Below are 19,016 nucleotides of genomic sequence, written 5' to 3' on the forward strand. Positions count from 1 at the left end.
CCCCTTTTGATCTGCTTAACCTTTGATCGAACCGATCATCAGGCCTTTCACGAAATACTTCTGCAAAAAAGGATACGCCAGCACGATCGGCAGTGTTGTCACGACCATGGTCGCCAGCTTGATCGACTGTGAGGTCACCGTCTGTGCCGCAACGCCGGGAGCCGCTGCCATCATCTGGTTGGAGCTTGATTGGGCCACCACCCTGTACAGATATGTCTGTATCGGCTGGAGATTGGTATCGTTGATATAGATCATGCCTGTGAAATAATCATTCCATTGATACACGCCATGAAAAAGAGCAATGGTGGCCACCACCGGCATCGAGCAGGGCAGCACAATGCTGTAAAAAATTTTGAAATCATTCGCCCCGTCCATCTTCGCTGCCTCCTCCAAGGCGTCAGGAAGCTCCCGGAAGAAGGAAACAAAAATAATCAGGTCAAAAAAGCTGAACATCGCCGGAATAATATACACCCAGAAGCTGTCCAGCAGACCGAGATCCCGGATCAGCAGGTACGTCGGAATGAGCCCGCCGCCGAAAAACAGCGTAACCGTGCCAACAATCATGTAAAATCTGCGCCCGATCAATTCCCGCCGGGAATAGGCATAGGCCACCATGGCCGTAAAAAAGACATGCACTACCGTGCCGACCAGCGTCTTTGCCACCGTAACCCCCATGGCGGTCATGATGCCGCTGCTGGCAAATACCGCCCGGTAGTTATCCAGACTGAATACTCGCGGCACCCAGAAAATGCCCCCCTGCATGGCGTCCGCTCCGTCATTAAAGGAGTGCACCAGCACGTACCAGATTGGGTACAGGGTTACAAAACAGATGATAAGCATCACTACATTGTTAACCGCATCAAATACGGCCTCTCCTGCCGTCTTGCGCCGCAGAAACGACATCTATTCCGTCCTCCTTTCAGAACAGCGATGTATTGTTGAGCCGTTTGGTAACACTGTTGGCCAGCAGCAGCAGAATGAGTGCAACAACCGCCTTGAGCAGGCCTACAGCAGTCGAGTAGGAGAACCGGCCCTGCTGAATGCCGACCTGATACACATACACGTCGATTACGCTGCTCGCGCTCTCGTTCAGTGAATTGCGCAGTACGAGGATCTGGTCGAAGTTCGAATTTAAAATACCGCTGACCGCAAGGATGAACAGGATGGAAATTGTACCTTTAATGGACGGCAGCGTAACATACCACATTTTCTGAAACCGCCCCGCTCCGTCAATCGTTGAAGCCTCATACAGATCCGGAGAAACTCCCGCCATGGCAGCCAGATAAATAATGGCTGACCACCCGAGCTCCTTCCAGATATCCGAAGCGATGACAATGCCCCAGAAGTAGTCCGGCTCGGCCAGGTAAGTGATCGGCTTGTCGATCCACCCCAAGCCTAGCAGCAGTTCGTTCACAAGCCCGGTATCCGACAGCCAGGTGGCGAGAATACCGCCAAGGATGACCCATGACAGAAAATGCGGCAAGTACGAGATCGTCTGAATGGATTTCTTGAAGCGTATGGAACGGACTTCATTCAGAAAGAGGGCGAACAGGATCGGCAGCGGAAATCCGATGATCAGTTTAAGGAGACTGATGCCGAGTGTGTTGTTCACGACGTTCCAGAAATTATCATCCTCCAGAAAGGCCTTGAAATGCTCCAGACCCGCCCAGGGCGCATCCTGAATCGTGCTGATAATATCGAAATCCTTGAAAGCGATCACAATTCCGTACATGGGAAAATAATTGAAAATCATCATCCATATAAGCCCCAGCAGCGCCATCACCTGCAGATATCTCTGTTCATACAGCTTCCGAAACAGGAAGGCCGCCCCTCTCTTGCGCTGAACGAGTGCTCCTGTCTCTGCGGTACCATCCTGCGCCGCACCTGCAGTCTTAAATTCGGGATCCATGTGTCATGACCTCCCTTCTCTATTTGTAAGCACTTACATTTCTATTTTAAATGCTGCTTTCTTCAAATCCTAGGGTTCAAATTTTTGGTTCGGTGCTCATTTTTCAGGTGGGAGACATTTTGAAGTATTTTGAGGCATATTGGAACCGTTTTGGCCGCATTTGCTCGACGAAAATCTCCATGGAGTAATTCTCCAGCAGCTCTTTAACCTTCTCGGGCACACCGTCTGCCGTACGATAGCCCTGCAAGACGCCCCCAGATAAAACTTCTGCCCGTTCCTTGTTCTGAGCATATCCAGATTGATTCGCATAAAATTCCTTTTTGGTTAGACAGGTTTGATTACCAAAGTAAGACGTGATATATTATCCTCGAATTTCCATCATTAAAAGAGTGATATAGGAGGCGGCTCAATGGCAAAAGCGATATTGACTATGCACATGTCTCTGGACGGCATTGTCACCAATGAAGATCAATGGTTCACGATGAGCGATGAAATTCTTGAAGAGTATCTGGATTATTATAACGGAATAGAGCGGATCATCGTCGGGGGAAATACATATTCGGAGTTGGCCGAGTACTGGCAGAATGCGGAGCAATCGTCTCCCTCTGCAATCGAGCGCTCGATCGCAAAGAGAATTAACGATATCCCGAAAATCGTGATTTCCCGCTCAGTAAAAGATCTCGTATGGAGAAATTCGGAGCAAATCACGGTCAAGGATGAGGAATCCCTTGTCCGGGAGATGCAAAACCTGAAGGATACTGTTGGAACGATTTCGGTCGAAAGCGGATTGAGAACGTGGCAGTTTTTTATTCAGTATGGACTTTTCGACGATCTATGGGTTTTTGTCCATCCTGCAATTGCCTCTCATGGGGAGAAATTGTTTGAATCTCCCGAAAAAGCATACTCCCTTCAATTAACAGACAGCAAATCATTCAGCAATGGCGTGGTCGGTTTATATTACCAGAGAAAGGAGTAATTTCAAGAAAATCCATCCATCGTGCTAGAATCAGGGAGAAAAGATTGTCCACCATCTTAAAGGAGGAAATGTCATGAACGATGCCACAAACCGTTCACTTCCCAACCTTATTACCCCGCACCTGTGGTTCGACAAGGAGGCGAAGGAAGCCGCAGAGTTCTATTGCTCTGTTTTCCCGGACTCCAAAATAACGAGCGCGGTGACTCTGTACGATACACCTTCGGGTGATAGCGACCTCGTTTCTTTTACCGTCTGGGGACATCCGTTTATGGCCATCTCCGCCGGACCGCACTTTAAATTCAATCCTTCCATCTCGTTTATGGTCAATTTCGACCCGTCCCGTGATGAGAATGCGCGTCAAATGATCGACCAGGTATGGAATAAGCTGTCCGAAGGTGGCGCCGCGTTGATGCCCTTGGACAAGTATCCGTTCAGCGAACGGTATGGCTGGATTCAGGACAAGTATGGCCTCACTTGGCAGCTCATTCTGACGAATCCGGATGGGGAGCCGCGTCCGGCAATCATCCCTTCCTTGATGTTCGTGGGTGAAAATTGCGGCAAGGCGGAAGAGGCGCGGGAGCTCTATCTTTCTGTCTTCCGAAATGCCACACCGGGCGCACTCGTTCGTTATGGCCCCGGCCAGGAGCCGAACCGGGAAGGAATGGTTATGTTCAGCGATTTTATGCTGGAGAACACCTGGTTTACGGCAATGGATAGCGCTCTGAAACACCCGTTCAGCTTCAACGAGGCGATTTCCCTGATGGTCAATTGCGAGACGCAAGAGGAAATTGACTACTACTGGGACAAGCTTTCCGCCGTCCCTGAAGCGGAGCAATGCGGCTGGCTCAAAGACCGATACGGTCTCTCTTGGCAAATCTCCCCCGCTCTGTTGGACGAAATGATGACCAAGGGTACGCCGGAACAACGCGAACGTGTCACGCAGGCGTTCCTGAAAATGAAAAAGTTTAACCTTGCGGAATTGGAAAAAGCATTTCGAGGGGAATAGAAACATAATCCCCTGAAAACTCGCTGGATATAGCTGACTTAACCCATTGCGTTTTCAGGGGATAAAGCTATGCATTGCAAAATCACGCTGCTCTTGTCACAAAGTCACACCGTTTTTGAAGATGGCAAGCTCCCGGAAATTGTTTTTCTCGTTATTGACCCATTTGCCGCTTACCACTTCGATAATATATTGGATAAAGTCCTGCAGTCCTTCCTCGGGAGTGGTGTCCTCCACGAGCGAGCCTGCATTGTAATCAATCCAGTGCGGCTTTGACCGATAAAGCGGCGTATTAGTGGATACTTTCATGGTCGGAACAAAGGAGCCGAAAGGCGTTCCCCGGCCTGTCGTGAAAATGACAAGCTGGCATCCAGCCGCGGCCAGCGCCGAAGAGGCAACGAGATCATTGCCGGGCGCGCTCAGCAAATTAAGGCCCTTCGTTTGCAGAAGCTCACCGTATTGTAACACGTCATTGACGGGCGACAGGCCTGATTTTTGCGTACAGCCCAGAGATTTATCCTCCAGGGTCGTAATGCCCCCTGCTTTATTGCCAGGCGAAGGATTTTCGTACACCGGCTGCTTGTAGTTAAGAAAATACTGTTTGAAATCGTTAATCAGGTGTACGATTTTCGCAAATACCTCTTCGTTAGCCGCACGCTCCATCAGAATCGTTTCGGCGCCGAACATTTCCGGCACCTCTGTCAGCACGGTGGTACCGCCCTGCGCAGCCATATAATCAGACAACCGCCCCAGCAGCGGGTTGGCCGTAATGCCTGACAATCCGTCCGATCCGCCGCATTTCAGACCGATCTTCAGTTCCGACAGCGGTACGCTTTCCCGGCGGTCTTCCTGCGCCGCAGCATGCAGCTCCTTCAGCAGGCGCACGCCTTCTTCCACCTCATCGGATACTTCCTGTGACACCAGAAATCTAACCCGGTCGGTATCGTAATCGCCGAGTGCCTCCTTGAATTCCTTCATGGTGTTGTTCTCGCACCCTAACCCCAGTACCAGTACGCCGCCTGCATTTGGATGCTTCACTGCGTCGGCCAAAATCGTCTTCGTATATGCATGGTCATCTCCCAACTGAGAGCAGCCGTAATTATGTTTCAACACCAAAGTGTTTTCAAACGGCCCGTTGCCGCCGACTTCCTTTTGATAACGATTCAGGATCATTTCTGCAATGCCGTTGACACAGCCAACCGTCGGCACAATCCACAGCTCATTGCGAATGCCGACACTGCCGTCCTTTCTTCTGAAGCCCTTGAAGGTTCGGCTCTCCTGCCGATAAAGATTCGGAAGCAGACGCGGCTCATAACGGTATTCTTCCACCCCGGTCAAATTCGTTTTCACATTATGCGTATGCACGTGTTCACCCGCTTGAATGGGCTTGACCGAATGGCCGATCGGATAGCCATATTTCAGCACATTGCCGCCTGCGGCAATATCGCACAGCGCGATTTTATGGCCTCTTGCCACGTCCTCACGCAGCACAATCTCGCAGTCCCCGATGCAGAGTGTCTCATCTATTTTATAATCGCGTAAAGCCACTGCCACATTATCGTGCTCATTGATTCTGATGCTTTCGATCATCTTCGTTACCTCCGACATTTAACTCGCCCGCACGCTGTAGCTTATTAAGCGGTCCAACGCTTCTTTCGTGCCTTGCGTTTCGATCCGCTTGACAAAGTCAGCCGTCAAGTCCGTCAATCCGGACACGCCGTTCAGATCCTTGCCCCAGAAAGTTTCGTTGCCAAGCACCTGCTCCACCAGTCTGCGGATATCCGCTTCCGTGCTGTCGCACACCGCCCAATGCTCCCGGAACCAGACGAGCACATCGGGGTCATCGGCCAGTTCAATGGTTTGTTCGCCTCTTGTTCCTTTGTAGAAAGCAATCAGCGCCGCCAGCGAAAACACCATTTTTTCCGGGAGCTTGCCTTGTTGATCAGCGTAGCGCAGCAGCGTAGGCAAATCTCTCGTTTTGAATTTGGAAACTGAGTTCAGGGCGATGCTCATGACGTAATGCCGCACAAAAGGATTTTTGAACCGTTCCATCACCGCCGCAGCGAATGAATGCAGCTCGGATTCGGGCAAATCCAATGTAGGGATGATTTCTTCCCGGATCAACGCATCCACAAAAGCGCCCACGGTTTCATGCTCGACCGCCTCCTTCACCGTCTCCAGGCCGTACAAATAGGCGACAGGCGTCAGGGCGGTATGCGCACCGTTCAGGATTCTTACTTTTCTCGTCCGGTAAGGGGTCATATCGTCAACGACCAGCACATTCAAACCCGCCTGCTCTACAGGCAGCTCATCCTTGACGGATTGGGGACCTTCGATGACCCATAAATGAAACTGCTCGCCCACAACAACCAACCGGTCCTCGTAACCAAGCTCCGCTGTAATTTCCTCCATCCGGTCTCGTGGATATCCCGGCACAATCCGGTCCACCAGGCTGCAGCAGAAGGTGTTGGCATCCTCCAGCCAGACGGAAAAACCGCTTTCCAGATTCCACAACTTCGTATATTGCAGGACGATTTTTTTCAATTCATCGCCATTACGGTCAATCAGCTCACAGGGGATGATGATGAAGCCTTTCCCCGGATCGCCCTTGAAATACTGGTAACGGCGGTACAGGAACGCAGTCAGTTTGCCGGGAAAGCTGCTTTGCGGCGCATCGTGCAGCCGGTCCTCCGGCGCGAAGGCGATGCCTGCCTCCGTCGTGTTGGATACGATGAAGCGCAGCTCCGGCTGCCGGACAAGCGCCTCGTATTCGCTGTAGCTTTCATAAGGGTTAATGACGCGTGTCACACATTCGACAACCGTGTGCTCTTTTAGCACCTCTCCGTGTTTGATCCCTTCAAGGTACACCGTATACAGCCCGTCCTGCTCGTTCAGCATGCCGGCCATTCCTTGCGGAAGCGGCTGCACAACGACAACGCCGGCGTCCCAGCCCGCTTTTTTGTTCATGACATCAATTTGCCAATCCGTAAAAGCGCGCAGGAAATTTCCTTCGCCGAATTGCAGCACTTTTTCGGTATAAGCTTTCGTTTTATGAAAATCTCTGTTTAACCTTTCCATAAAGGGGTGTCCTCCCTTATTTTCATTTCGCTGTGATTTTAACTTAATGCACACGTTAACATACATGATAAAGATCACATATCATTGCTTATGAATTGCGTGCCTGCAGCTCCTGCACAATCTCCTCATGCTTGCTGTCTGTCAGCTTATACATCAGTCCGATCACCAGCATGGCGATGGCCAGCGCAATGGCGGGATACAGACACAGCAAGGCTTTTATGCCGATCAGGGTGCCGTGTGTCTGCGCGACATTCGGTTGATATCCGACCAGCGACAGACCGATCCCGGAAAGAAAGCCGGACAGTGATTGCGCCAGTTTACGTGAGAAATTAAACAGCGAATAAGTCGTGCCTTCCTTACGTTCGCCGGATTTCCATTCGCCAAAATCGATGATATCGGATACGAAAGCCCAAGTGACCCCGTTCGGAATGCTGATGCCGATAAACGATACGCTGGCCAGAATCGTGAACAGAATCACATTGGACGGGAGCAGGAAGTTTAGCGTGTCTGCAATGAAGCTCACCAGCATACCCAGCAGCGCTGTATTCCGTTTGCCGAAGGTTTTAACCAGCTTGGGCAGGAACAGCACACCGAAAAAAGAAGAGCCGATAATGATGAAGTTCATATACGCCATCAATTCAACATGCCCCAGATTGTACTCGGCAAAATAAACCAGCATGGCCGACTTGATGTTGTAGGCTGAAATGGTGAAAATCGTCATCAATACCAGTACAAGCAGCGGCTTATTGCCGATAAATGTTTTGACGACGACTCCGACCGACAGCTTCTCTTTGGGCCCCGATTGATTGATAATCCGCTCCGTGGTGCCGCGATAGCAGAAAATAAAGGAGATGACACCAATCAACGACATGATGCCCATCACCACCGGATAGCCCACATGGCTGTTCGGAAAGAGCAAAATGAGCGGCATCACGACAACACTCGTGACGAACAAGGCGCCAAGCGAGCCTGCCTGCCGGAACGAGGACAGGGAAGCGCGTTCAACCGTATCCTGCGTAATGGCTGCGCCAAGCGAGCCGTAAGGAATGTTGACGAAAGAATAACCGATCCCCCAAATCATATAAGAGACGTAAGCGTAAATCAGCTTGCCTGCCGGTGAAAGATTGGGAGATATGAACGTAAAGACGGTCAAAATGGCCAGCACAATGCTGCCGTAAACCAAATAAGGCCTGAACTTTCCCTGTTTGCCGATATTTTTGCGGTAATCAATCGACGAGCCGACAATCGGATCGCATACCGCCGCAAACAGTTTGCTGACCAGGAATATACCGGCTGCTGCCGCGGCGGAAATGCCCGCCACATCCGTAAAAAACTTGAGCAGATACAGCTGCCCCAAATCAAACATAAATCCGTTCCCGAAATCCCCTAATCCATACGAAATTTTCTCTTTTAACTGAATACGCTGGCTTGTGCCGCTAATGGTGCTGATCGTGCTGTTCAGCGTTGGCGCTCCCATGCAACCCACCCCTTAATTGCTCAAATGTCCAAATTTTCTCATCTCTTACTTAGTTCGATACGCTCGTTTAGTGAATAATTTCACAAAAGAAACATCAAGCGTCCATCGGAAAATTGAAATATTGTTCCGCGTTGTTATAACAAATATCCTGCACAATGCCGCCAAGCAGCTCCAGATCATGCGGAGCTTCCCCGTTTTCCGCCCAGGTCCCGATCAGATTGCATAAAATACGGCGGAAATACTCATGTCTTGTATAGGAAAGGAAGCTGCGGGAATCGGTCAGCATGCCGATAAAACGGGACAGCACGCCAACATTTGCCAGCATCTTCATTTGCTCCACCATGCCGTCAATATGGTCGTTGAACCACCAGGAGGTGCCGAATTGAATTTTACCGGGTATTCCTTTACCCTGGAAGCTGCCTGCAAGCGTAGCCAGTACAGGATAGTCATTGGGGTTCAGGGAGTACAGAACGGTTCGCGGCAATGCCCCTGCCATTTCCAGATCATCCAGCAGCCCCTGCAGCGGGCGGGCAATCTCCCCTTCGTTGACCGCATCATAGCCGGTATCCGGGCCGAGCTGGCCGAACATGGCACTATTGTTGTTGCGCAAGGCATGAATATGATACTGCATCGCCCAGCCGCGCTCCGCATACAGCTTGCCCAGAAATACCAGCGTATAGGTTTTGAATTTGGCTTCTTCATCCTTGGCAACCTGTCCCTGCTCCAAAGTCTTTTCGTAAATATCCGCCGCCTCTTCAAACGTCGTCTGGGCATACATCATCGTATCAAGCGCATGGTCGGATACACGGCCGCCAGCGGAATGGAAATAATCTACGCGACTTTCAAGCGCTTTCAGAAAACCTTCATATGTCGCTGTATTTTGTCCGCTTACTTCCCCCAGTTTCTTAACCCATGGTCGGAATGTATCGCGGTTGATTTCAATCCCCTTGTCGGGCCGAAAGCTGGGAAGAACAGCCGTACCGAAATCCTGAAGCTCAGCGATCTTGGCATGGTAAAACAAATCATCGGTCGGATCGTCCGTTGTGCATACCACTTTTACGTTAAATTTGGCGATCAGATCACGTGCTCCAAAGCCGCTTCCCTGCAGAAGACTGTTGACCTTCTCCCAAATTGCGGGCGCGCTCTTCTCATTCAGCAGTTCGTAAACGCCGAAGAAGCGCTGCAGCTCCAGATGCGTCCAGTGGTACAGCGGGTTGCCGATCAGTGTGGGAACTGTCCGTGCCCAGGCCAGAAATTTGTCATAATCGCTGGCTCCGCCGGTAATCAGTTCTTCGTCCACCCCGCCCGCGCGCATTAGCCTCCACTTGTAGTGGTCCCCATAGAGCCATGCCTCCGTAATGCTGCTGAACGTTTTGTTCTCGTAAATCTCCTTGGGACTCAAGTGGCAGTGATAATCCATAATCGGCATGTCTTTCGCATACTGATGATAGAGCGTCACCGCCGTGTCATTGCCAAGCAAAAAATTTTCGTCCAAAAACGGTTTGGTCATCTCCTGTTCATCCCTTTCCGTGTACTGCATGCAATTTTGTTAACGTGAACATTTTCCATTGTAATTGCTTTAGCACCAATTGCATGTGATATTTATCATGTAAAATAATACAGTTTATTTCATATTCGCACACTGTTACAATTACAGGCTGCAATAGACCAAAAAACAGACGCATTCAAGGAAAAATTGAATGCGTCTGTCCTATCGGCTCCGGGCGGTTCGACCACAAGCCGTTTAATGATCAATTGGGTATCACTTGCTTATAAGGTTACTCCATTTTTAAAAATCGCCAGTTCTCTAAACTGGTTCTTTTCATTGTTGACGAGCTTGCCGCTCGCCACCTCGATGATATAACGGATCAGACCACGCACGGTCTCCTCCATGTCGACTCCCTCCACCAGCACACCGGCATTAAAATCAATCCAGTGCGGCTTCGCTTGATACAGCGGCGTATTGGTAGATACTTTCATCGTGGGCACGAAGGAACCGAACGGAGTCCCCCGCCCTGTCGTGAAAATAACGAGCTGACAGCCCGCCGCTGCAAGCGCCGAGGAGGCCACCAGATCATTGCCCGGTGCACTCAGCAGATTGAGTCCTTTCGTCTGCAGTCTTTCTCCGTAATGAATCACATCATTCACCGTGGAAATTCCGGATTTCTGCGTACAGCCGAGCGACTTATCCTCCAGCGTGGTAATGCCTCCGGCCTTGTTGCCGGGTGAGGGATTTTCGTACACAGGCTGATTATAGTCGAGAAAATACTGTTTGAAATTATTAATGAGGTCCACGATCTTTTCAAATACCTGTTCATCCGCGGCCCGTTCCATCAATATCCGTTCAGCACCGAACATTTCCGGAACCTCGGTCAACACGGTCGTTCCGCCCTGAGCCGCCATAAAATCAGACAGCCTGCCCACGAGCGGATTGGCCGTAATGCCCGACAGACCGTCCGAGCCGCCGCATTTCAAGCCGATGCTTAGCTCAGACAGCGGAACCGTCTCCCTGTGATCCCCCTGGGCATTGCGGTGAATCTCATGCAACAGCTTTACGCCTTCCTCGACTTCGTCCCCTACTTCCTGGGACAGCAGGAATTTCACCCGCTGCTCGTCATAATCCCCAATGGCTTCCCGGAATTCGTTCATGCTGTTGTTCTCGCAGCCAAGTCCCAGTACCAGCACGCCGCCAGCGTTCGGATGCTTGACGGCATCCGCCAGGATCGTACGTGTCATGACGTGGTCATCGCCAAGCTGGGAGCAGCCGTAGTTATGCTTGAGCACGAGCGTCTGTTCAAAAGGCGCAATGGACCCCGCTTCTTCCTTGAAGCGGTTTATGATCATTTCAGCCACTCCGTTCACACAGCCCACCGTCGGTACGATCCACAATTCATTGCGGATGCCAACGCCGCCATTTTTCCGGACATAACCCTCGAAGGTCAATTGCTCATTCTTGTAATCATTCACCACAGGCTTCGGTTCATAACGGTACTGCTCCACACCCGTCAGATTGGTTTTCGTATTGTGAGTATGAACATGGCAGCCGGGAGCAATCTCCTCCATGGCATGGCCGATCGGATAACCGTATTTAAGCACATTCTCCCCTGCCTGGATGACGGACAGCGCAATTTTGTGCCCGCGCGGGATATCCTCCGCAAGCTTGATTTCCGTTTCCCCAATGCGGACGGATTCTTCCCGGCTGAAATCACGCAAGGCCACCGCCACATTATCGTGCTCGTTGATGCGTATCACTTCCAGCATTTCATTCTTCTCCTTCCTGTGCGGAGATGAGACGGTTTGAAAGACCAAAAAATTTGACCAAAGCCTGGAACATGCCGCAGCTTTCAATCTCATGGACATAATCTGCCGTCCGCTCCGCAAGCCCTGCTACCGTCCCCAGCTCGCCGCCGCATACCCGGGTATCCTGCAGAATGTGGCTCACTAGACGGCCTGCCGCTGCGCGTGTTCCGTCATACTGCTCCCACTCCTGCCGGAGCAGCTCAAGGATGACGGGCTCATCGGACAGATGAATCTGTTCCGAGCCCCGAATTCCCTTATACATGACGATAAGCGAGGCGAGCGCGAACACCATTCTATCCGGCAGACGTTTCTGCTGCTGCACATAGCTTAGTAAAGTCGGTTTCAATCTGGCATCAAACTTGGACCATGAGTTCAGCGCAATGCTTAGCAGCTGATGCCGGAGGTACGGATTCCTGAACCGCTCCAGCACCGAATCCGCGTAATCGCGCAGCTCCTGCTCGTCGATGTCCAGAACAGGTATAATCTCCCTGCGGATCAGATCTTCCACAAACGCTCCGCTTATTTCGTGAGTTACGGCTTCCTCAACCGTATTCAGCCCCACTAAATAGGCCACCGGTGTTAGCGCTGTGTGGGTACCATTCAGAATGCGTACCTTCCGGGTCCGATAAGGGCTTAAGTCATCGGTTATGATCACGTTGAGGCCAGCCTCATGAGCCGGGAACTCGGCACGCAGCCAATCCGGCCCTTCGATTACCCACAAATGATAAGGCTCTGCTACCGTAAGAAAAGGGTCCTGATAACCCAGCTCCGCTTCCATTGCAGCCGCCCGCCCTTCGGGATAGCCTGACACAATCCGATCAACAAGGCTGCTGCAGAACAGATTATGTTCATTTAGCCACTGTATAAATTGCTGCTCCAGCCCCCACTTTTCAGCATGCCGTTGCACGATATCCTTCAGCGTCTCCCCATTGCGCTCAATCAGCTCACACGGAATGATAATGAGCCCTTTCGCAGGATCTCCATTGAAATGCTGGTATCTCCGGTACAGCAGTGCTGTTAATTTCCCGGGAAAGCTGCCCTGCGGCTGGTCCTCCAGCCTGTCTTCCTCCGCGTACATAATGCCCGCTTCCGTCGTATTGGACAGAACAAAACGCAGATCAGGCAGAAGCGCCAGTTCGTCATAAGCCTCATGGTTCGTATAAGGATTAATCCCCTGAACTACCGACTCCACAAGGGTGTATTCCCTTACCGCCTGACCGTCCCGGAAGCCTTCCACACAGACGGTGAACAGCCCGTTCTGCTCATTCAGCTGCTCTGCGGACACACCCCCCGGCCGATTCTGCAGCACCGCCACCCCTGTATTCCAGTCCAGCTTGCTGTTCATCAAATGAATCTGCCAATCCACAAACGCCCTCATGAAGTTCCCGTCCCCAAACTGGACGACCTTTACCGGATAATTCGTTCTTTCCTGCCTTCCCTGTCTGCTTAAAATGCTCATCGTTCCCCTCCAGTCAGGTGGTTACCGCTTTAGCACAGCCGTTGCCGGGAATTTAAAATAGGCGGCAGCGTTGTCGTAACAGATGCCCTGGATCAGGCGGCCCAGCAGTGCTTCATCCATGGGCGCCTCTCCTTCTTCCACCCAGGTGCCCACCAGATCGCACAGCAGTCTGCGGAAATATTCATGTCTTGTATAAGATAAAAAGCTGCGGGAATCGGTCAGCATCCCGATAAAGCATGACAGCATTCCCAGATTGGACAGCACCTTCATCTGCTCCAGCATGCCTTCCTTATGATCGTTGAACCACCAGGCGGTGCCAAACTGGATTTTGCCCCGCACCCCGCCGGACTGGAAACTGCCTGCAAGACTTGCAAGCACATGATAATCATTTGGATTCAGTGAGTATAAAATGGTTCTTGGCAGCCCGCCCTCCTGTTCAATGGAGTCAAGCAGTCCAACAAGAGCATTGGCGATCGGACCGTCGTTCACCGCATCGTATCCCGTATCCGGCCCCAGCTTGTGGAAGGCGCTCGTATTGTTGTTGCGGAGGGCGTGAATATGATACTGCATCGCCCAATCCAGCTCGGCGTACAGCTTGCCCAGGAACACCAGCGTGTAGGATTTGTACTTTGCTTCCTCTTCCTCCGTCACTATTTCGCCAGATATCGCTTTTGCAAAAATGGCGGAGACTTCTTCCAATGTCGTCTCGGCAAATACAACCTTATCCAGCGCGTGGTCCGAAACGCGGCAGCCGGTATCGTGGAAATAGCGGGCCCGCTTCTCAAGCGCTTTCAAAAATTGTCCGTAATCGGAAATGGCCAGCTCGGACACCTCACCCAGCTTCTGCACCCAGGGAGCAAAAGTGCTTCTGCTGATCTCAAGCCCTTTATCCGGCCGGAAGCTCGGCAGCACCTTCGTTTGGAAATCCTGAAGCTCCTGAATAGCCAAGTGGTATTCCAGCGAGTCACAAGGATCATCGGTCGTACACACAACCTCTACTTTGGACTTGGTGATCAAATCGCGGGCGCCGAAGCCTTCCCCTTGCAGCTGGCTGTTGACCTTTTGCCAGATTGCGGGAGCAGATTCCTCGTTCAGCAGTTCATAAACTCCGAAGAACCGCTGCAGCTCCAGGTGAGTCCAGGAATACAGGGGGTTGCCGATCATGCAGGGAACCGTCCGCGCCCAGGCCAGAAATTTATCGTAATCATCCGCGTCCCCCGTAATGAATCGCTCCTCCACCCCGTGCGCCCGCATCATTCTCCATTTGTAGTGATCTCCATACAGCCAGGCTTCGGTCAGATTTTTGAAGCTTTTGTTCTCCAGAATCTCCTTGGGGCTCAAATGGCAGTGGTAATCGATTATCGGCATATCCTTCCCATACTTCTCATACAGCATTACGGCGGTATCCGAGTTCAACAGAAATTTCTCATCCAGAAACGGTTTAACCATGCAAAAATTCATCCTCTCCCACGGGTAATGTTAACGTGAACATTTTTAAATATAAAATTTCTTACTTTTATTATATGACACAGTAGTCGGGAGATTGCAACAAAAATGTTAGCGTTAACATCAAATTCTTGCCATTTCATACCCAAATAAAAAAGGACATTTTTCCGTTCGACAAGAAAACCCGGCTCCTCGCCGTTTCCTGATCAGGAAATGCCCTTTGGCCGCCTGACACTCAGTTCAGTGAACTGACCCGGCGATACTTGATAAAACTGCCGATACGCCATACACAAATATATACGAAAGCCAGCACCATCGTAAGGATCGTAAACTCCGTATAATCCAGTCCTTTAAAGTACTCGGCTAATCCGATCCGTATGACAATGATCGCTATAATGACGTATTTAAAGTTCTTGTTCGGCTTGGAATAAATCTGCCCATCCTCCTGCCGCTCATATCCCGTATGATACAGCATAATGCTGCCCAAGCAGATTCCCAGTAGGCATGCGCACAGGATCTCCCAGGCCACAGGCAAATGAAACGGGTGATCGGGGATATGCATCAAGCTGTAAATACTGAAGCCGAACACGATCGGCAAAATAATGATGGGGACCAATATTCCTATCCCGTTGTTGCGAATAGGGCGATTTTTTCTGCGTGTTCTGAGCAGAATGACCAGAATAATAATAACTGCGGCCACTCCATATCCGATGAGCGTTTGATCCATACTGACTCCTCTTGCTGCAAATTATTTTTAATCGAAAAATGTCATATGCGGTTTGTCCACCCGGTAATACTGCAACCGGTCTGCGAGCGTACCCGTATGAAACTCAAACAAATGACCGTCCGGATCCAGGAAGTATATCGACTTCTTATCCCGGATATCCCTCTCACGTCCTTCCAGTATTTCCACATTAAGTGCGGTTAAACGCTGCAGCAGATCACTGAAGTCTTGCTCTTCGACCGTAAAAGCGGTGTGAGTGTAGGAGCGCGGCCCCGGGTCCCGCTGAATATCCTCCTGATTGAGGGCAACCCAAAGCCCGCCGATATCGAAATAAGCCAGCTTCCGCCCTTTTACCAGCAGCTTTGCATCAAAAACCTTCTCATAGAATAGAACGGACCGCTCGAGATTCGAAACGGAAAAACATAGATGATTGATTTGTATAACTTTCATGGCTGCTGCTCACTTCTCTTCCTTATGTTTAGTCTTCCCTGCCTCCCTGGGTAGTGCTCTTCATCCCAATTTCAATCCACGCTCCTGTGTAAGGAGCGACTGTTGCGGCCGATCTCAAACAGGTTGATTCCCTTGAGATTTCAATCCACGCTCCTGTGTAAGGAGCGACGGAAGACACGTTCTCAGGTTGACCCGGCAGACCGAATTTCAATCCACGCTCCTGTGTAAGGAGCGACCCGCGTCGTCGGTTACGATGTCCCAGGGAACCGTGCTATTTCAATCCACGCTCCTGTGTAAGGAGCGACAAATTGTGGGCGAGTAAGTCCAACTGCTCTTTATTTCAATCCACGCTCCTGTGTAAGGAGCGACGATCCATTACCATTCCGCCTACTGGCGCAGTTAGAGTATTTCAATCCACGCTCCTGTGTAAGGAGCGACGGCAGTTAGTGCGTCCAACAAAAAATATGTACCATTTCAATCCACGCTCCTGTGTAAGGAGCGACCTGCCATTAAACCTAACACGGATTTAATACCAGATTTCAATCCACGCTCCTGTGTAAGGAGCGACGGTGAAATATTCCTAGCAGGCATGTTTGATGGGATTTCAATCCACGCTCCTGTGTAAGGAGCGACAGCGACCAATTAAGGCCTTGTAACACAAGGAGTTAGCCTTGCAAAAGTGCGAACCCCTCATTTCTTTTATTATATTCTCGTCATCATTCCATAGTAAATTGCTAAAATCCTTTGCAGCACAAGCAAGTGCGAATCTCCCTGGGTTTTCATGTGAGCTTGGGGTTCGCACCAACTATAATGCTCCCATCGATTGAGGCACGAGGCCTGTCGATTTCATATGCAGAGAGGATCTCAAAAAACAACGAACACCTTGCATATGAAGTGATGAACATATATTAGCTGACCACGCACCTGAGCAAGCAGTATTTGGCGGTCAACAATCACTATTTATATTTCAATCGTAATCTATTGATTGGATACAATAAAACAGGCCAATCTTGGCGTTACCGGACCATAATCGACCTGTTCTATGCAATGAATTGGTGTTTATTCGTAGTTAATTATTTTTGTTGCAGATCCTCTTCTGGAATAAAAGGTTTTTTTTCTACAAACCTTTCATACCAACCATTCAAAGGAATAAATGCACCATTTATTACTTCTAAGTCTCGGGTTCGAAATACCACTAAACCTCCATTTTCAAATATTCTTATTAGAGGCGTATATACATTTAAATATTTTGAGTAAGCTGAATTTTCATCTATAAATTTCGCTAACTGCAAATAATATTCAATTATTTTTCTTGGAAATGTATGATTATTTAAGAACTCTATAGCATTTATATTATGGCAGTAGTCTATAACTTCTAATTCGTTATCAACATCGCCGAGAAGTTTTGCTATATTGGAAATTAACGGTGGTAGTGGTGTTATAGATTCGTCTTTATAAAAAAGGGCTAATCTTCTCAAATATTCACGGGCCAAATCAGAATCTTCTTTGGATTCCATAGTACCTATTGAGTCCCATGGAATCTGATTAATTCTTTGCATTGCTTGATTTAAATTATTCAAACAACTCACCTCAAGTTAATATTTAATATCCTTATCGTAATATTTCATGAAATCAGCAAAAGAATCATATCCAGGGAAGTCCCTAGATGGTTGCTTATGACCTAAAGCATTTGCTTTATCATGTGCATTTTTATCAGCATTTTTGTCAAAGTCAGTTCCATTCCATGTTTCAGGGTCTCTTAGGGGCATAGGATTGAATCTTTTACCTGTTTTTTCATCTAACAAACCATATTTCATTAATTCTTGCTCTGTTAGTTCATGATTAGCAAGCTCATTGAACCATGATTTCTGTATGTTATTAAGTTCTTCTTTTTGTGCTAATTGCCAGCCATAAGCTATATCTTTATCAGCTTGAAATAATAATTTTTGGTACGGTTTTCCTTCTACTGATAATTCATAAATAGTAAAAAACAGATGTTCTTTCATTTCTTTGATTTGTTTTTCTGTTAATCCAGTATGCTTAGCAAGCGTTGGTACATCTTCTAGGCCCACTTTTCTAATATCAATATATCTTCTCTCTAAAAATGCCTGAAATCCATCAGTTGGAGGTATGATATAAGGCCTCATCTCTTCAGGATCTGTGAGATACACAACTTTATGAGCTAACCTTGGTTTACCCGTCCCCTCAACAACCGTCTTTGTGCTCATACCAAAATAATTCTTGGGCTTTATCGTTGAGGCAATCGTGCCGCCGCCGACCAATCCTGCTGTTCCAAGTATATTCGCCCAGTGCTCGGTTGACCAGGCATTTTGGGGAAAGATGGATTCGCGAATCGTGCCGTGGACGCCAAGCGTCGCCCAGTTCGCGAAATCTTCCGGGGAATCCAGCCACTTATCCGCCCGATCCGCATACCCCTGCCACATCCCTTTCGGAATTCCGAACGTCCAGTAATCCAGAAATGTGCCTACCGAATCATACCGTTTTTCATATCGCTCATTGGCTGCGTCCATAAAATTGGTACCCAGTTCTTTCAAGCTGTCGCCAGATTTCTCCAAGGCATTGCGCGTATCCACGGTCGGCGCAGCGCAGGCATTGGGCGGAGGAGCCATACAGGCCGGATCAAGCCCGCCGGACATCGCTTCGTCCGCCAGCCTGAATTTCTCCGCATGATTCCGCAGCTCACGGGAAATGGAATCCGTCAGCTCTACTGCGGTCACCATGCTCCTGCGGGCCGTCACATAATCAGAATAGAAACGCTGCTTAGTTGTGCCATCCCAGAGCGCTTCCATCATTAATACTTGGAGCGTAAGTGTTCCGTTCATCCGGGCAATCTCCTGGCGAGCCTGCTCGAACTGCCTGGAAACTGCCTCCAACTGCTCCGGTGTTACCAGAATCGTTGTCATCTGCATCGTCCGCCTGTCCATCATGTTACTCTCATTTTAACATCTTCCTAGAATATGGATAATAAGTCCAATATCCCAACTCATAACAGACCGAGTGACATCCATAGTCCTAATTATGAGTTACAAGCAGTATATAAGCAGCAGGACCGCTATCCTCTGCTTCCATTTCACAAAATACTCTTCTCTTGAAACCATCAACCGTTCCATTAGGCCAAGTACGGCGGAATCCAGAGCTGTACCAAAGTCCGTTATCTTTATGTCCTCACGCCA

16 protein-coding genes and 1 CRISPR repeat array are annotated in these 19,016 nt (G+C 49.6%); of the genes, 2 read left to right on the top strand and 14 right to left on the bottom strand.

All coding sequences use genetic code 11. From position 1 onward, the window contains the following. Positions 1–15: 15 nt before the first annotated feature. The 3 genes from ACI1P2_RS03685 to ACI1P2_RS03695 all read right to left on the bottom strand — a co-directional run bounded on the left by ACI1P2_RS03685 (position 16) and on the right by ACI1P2_RS03695 (position 2,156). Positions 16–903, bottom strand: coding sequence for a carbohydrate ABC transporter permease (locus ACI1P2_RS03685; RefSeq protein WP_355316957.1), 888 nt, complete (start codon positions 901–903; stop codon positions 16–18). Positions 904–919: 16 nt separating this feature from the next. Next, positions 920–1,909: an ABC transporter permease gene (locus ACI1P2_RS03690; protein ID WP_355316959.1), complete on the bottom strand. Its 990-nt coding sequence runs from the start codon at positions 1,907–1,909 to the stop codon at positions 920–922. Positions 1,910–2,012: 103 nt separating this feature from the next. Then, positions 2,013–2,156: a hypothetical protein gene (locus tag ACI1P2_RS03695; RefSeq protein WP_355316960.1), complete on the bottom strand. Its 144-nt coding sequence runs from the start codon at positions 2,154–2,156 to the stop codon at positions 2,013–2,015. 162 nt (positions 2,157–2,318) lie between these two features. On the opposite strand from ACI1P2_RS03695, the gene ACI1P2_RS03700 reads away from it, so the two are divergent. Both ACI1P2_RS03700 and ACI1P2_RS03705 read left to right on the top strand, forming a co-directional pair. Further along, a complete protein-coding gene (locus ACI1P2_RS03700) occupies positions 2,319–2,885 on the top strand; it encodes a dihydrofolate reductase family protein (protein WP_355316962.1) in 567 nt (188 codons plus the stop codon). 73 nt (positions 2,886–2,958) lie between these two features. Further along, positions 2,959–3,891: a VOC family protein gene (locus ACI1P2_RS03705; protein ID WP_355316964.1), complete on the top strand. Its 933-nt coding sequence runs from the start codon at positions 2,959–2,961 to the stop codon at positions 3,889–3,891. Between the two features lie 96 nt (positions 3,892–3,987). Here ACI1P2_RS03705 and ACI1P2_RS03710 read toward each other — a convergent pair whose 3' ends face one another. The 11 genes from ACI1P2_RS03710 to ACI1P2_RS03760 form a co-directional block, all read right to left on the bottom strand. Then, entirely contained in the window at positions 3,988–5,478 is a 1,491-nt protein-coding gene (locus ACI1P2_RS03710; RefSeq protein WP_355316966.1) for a UxaA family hydrolase, read from the bottom strand. A gap of 18 nt (positions 5,479–5,496) precedes the next feature. Further along, the gene (locus tag ACI1P2_RS03715; protein WP_355316968.1) at positions 5,497–6,966 is read right to left on the bottom strand and encodes a tagaturonate reductase; all 1,470 of its coding nucleotides are present in this window, start codon (positions 6,964–6,966) and stop codon (positions 5,497–5,499) included. 88 nt (positions 6,967–7,054) lie between these two features. Then, complete coding sequence (locus ACI1P2_RS03720; RefSeq protein WP_355316970.1) at positions 7,055–8,443, bottom strand: glycoside-pentoside-hexuronide (GPH):cation symporter; 1,389 nt, start codon at positions 8,441–8,443, stop codon at positions 7,055–7,057. A gap of 94 nt (positions 8,444–8,537) precedes the next feature. Then, a complete protein-coding gene (gene uxaC, locus ACI1P2_RS03725; protein ID WP_355316972.1) occupies positions 8,538–9,953 on the bottom strand; it encodes a glucuronate isomerase in 1,416 nt (471 codons plus the stop codon). A 260-nt stretch (positions 9,954–10,213) separates the two neighbouring features. Beyond that, complete coding sequence (locus ACI1P2_RS03730) at positions 10,214–11,704, bottom strand: UxaA family hydrolase (protein ID WP_355316974.1); 1,491 nt, start codon at positions 11,702–11,704, stop codon at positions 10,214–10,216. 1 nt (position 11,705) lies between these two features. Further along, complete coding sequence (locus tag ACI1P2_RS03735) at positions 11,706–13,202, bottom strand: tagaturonate reductase (protein WP_355316975.1); 1,497 nt, start codon at positions 13,200–13,202, stop codon at positions 11,706–11,708. Between the two features lie 21 nt (positions 13,203–13,223). Then, positions 13,224–14,651 (bottom strand): glucuronate isomerase, encoded by a 1,428-nt coding sequence (uxaC, locus tag ACI1P2_RS03740; protein ID WP_355316976.1) that lies wholly within the window; start codon positions 14,649–14,651, stop codon positions 13,224–13,226. Positions 14,652–14,883: 232 nt separating this feature from the next. After that, positions 14,884–15,375 carry a CcdC protein domain-containing protein gene (locus ACI1P2_RS03745; protein WP_355316978.1) on the bottom strand — a complete coding sequence of 164 codons (492 nt, stop codon included), beginning with the start codon at positions 15,373–15,375 and terminating at the stop codon, positions 14,884–14,886. A 27-nt stretch (positions 15,376–15,402) separates the two neighbouring features. Then, positions 15,403–15,822, bottom strand: coding sequence for a metallothiol transferase FosB (gene fosB, locus ACI1P2_RS03750; RefSeq protein WP_355316979.1), 420 nt, complete (start codon positions 15,820–15,822; stop codon positions 15,403–15,405). A 68-nt stretch (positions 15,823–15,890) separates the two neighbouring features. Further along, positions 15,891–16,455: a CRISPR direct-repeat array (repeat unit 32 nt; unit sequence ATTTCAATCCACGCTCCTGTGTAAGGAGCGAC). A gap of 440 nt (positions 16,456–16,895) precedes the next feature. Beyond that, on the bottom strand, positions 16,896–17,402 hold the full coding sequence (locus ACI1P2_RS03755) for a hypothetical protein (RefSeq protein WP_355316981.1): 507 nt from the start codon (positions 17,400–17,402) through the stop codon (positions 16,896–16,898). 15 nt (positions 17,403–17,417) lie between these two features. Then, positions 17,418–18,746, bottom strand: a complete 1,329-nt coding sequence (locus tag ACI1P2_RS03760) for a WXG100 family type VII secretion target (RefSeq protein ID WP_355316983.1) — start codon at positions 18,744–18,746, stop codon at positions 17,418–17,420. Positions 18,747–19,016: the final 270 nt, after the last annotated feature.

This window comes from Paenibacillus jiangxiensis (assembly GCF_046098255.1).
GTDB lineage: Bacteria > Bacillota > Bacilli > Paenibacillales > Paenibacillaceae > Paenibacillus > Paenibacillus jiagnxiensis.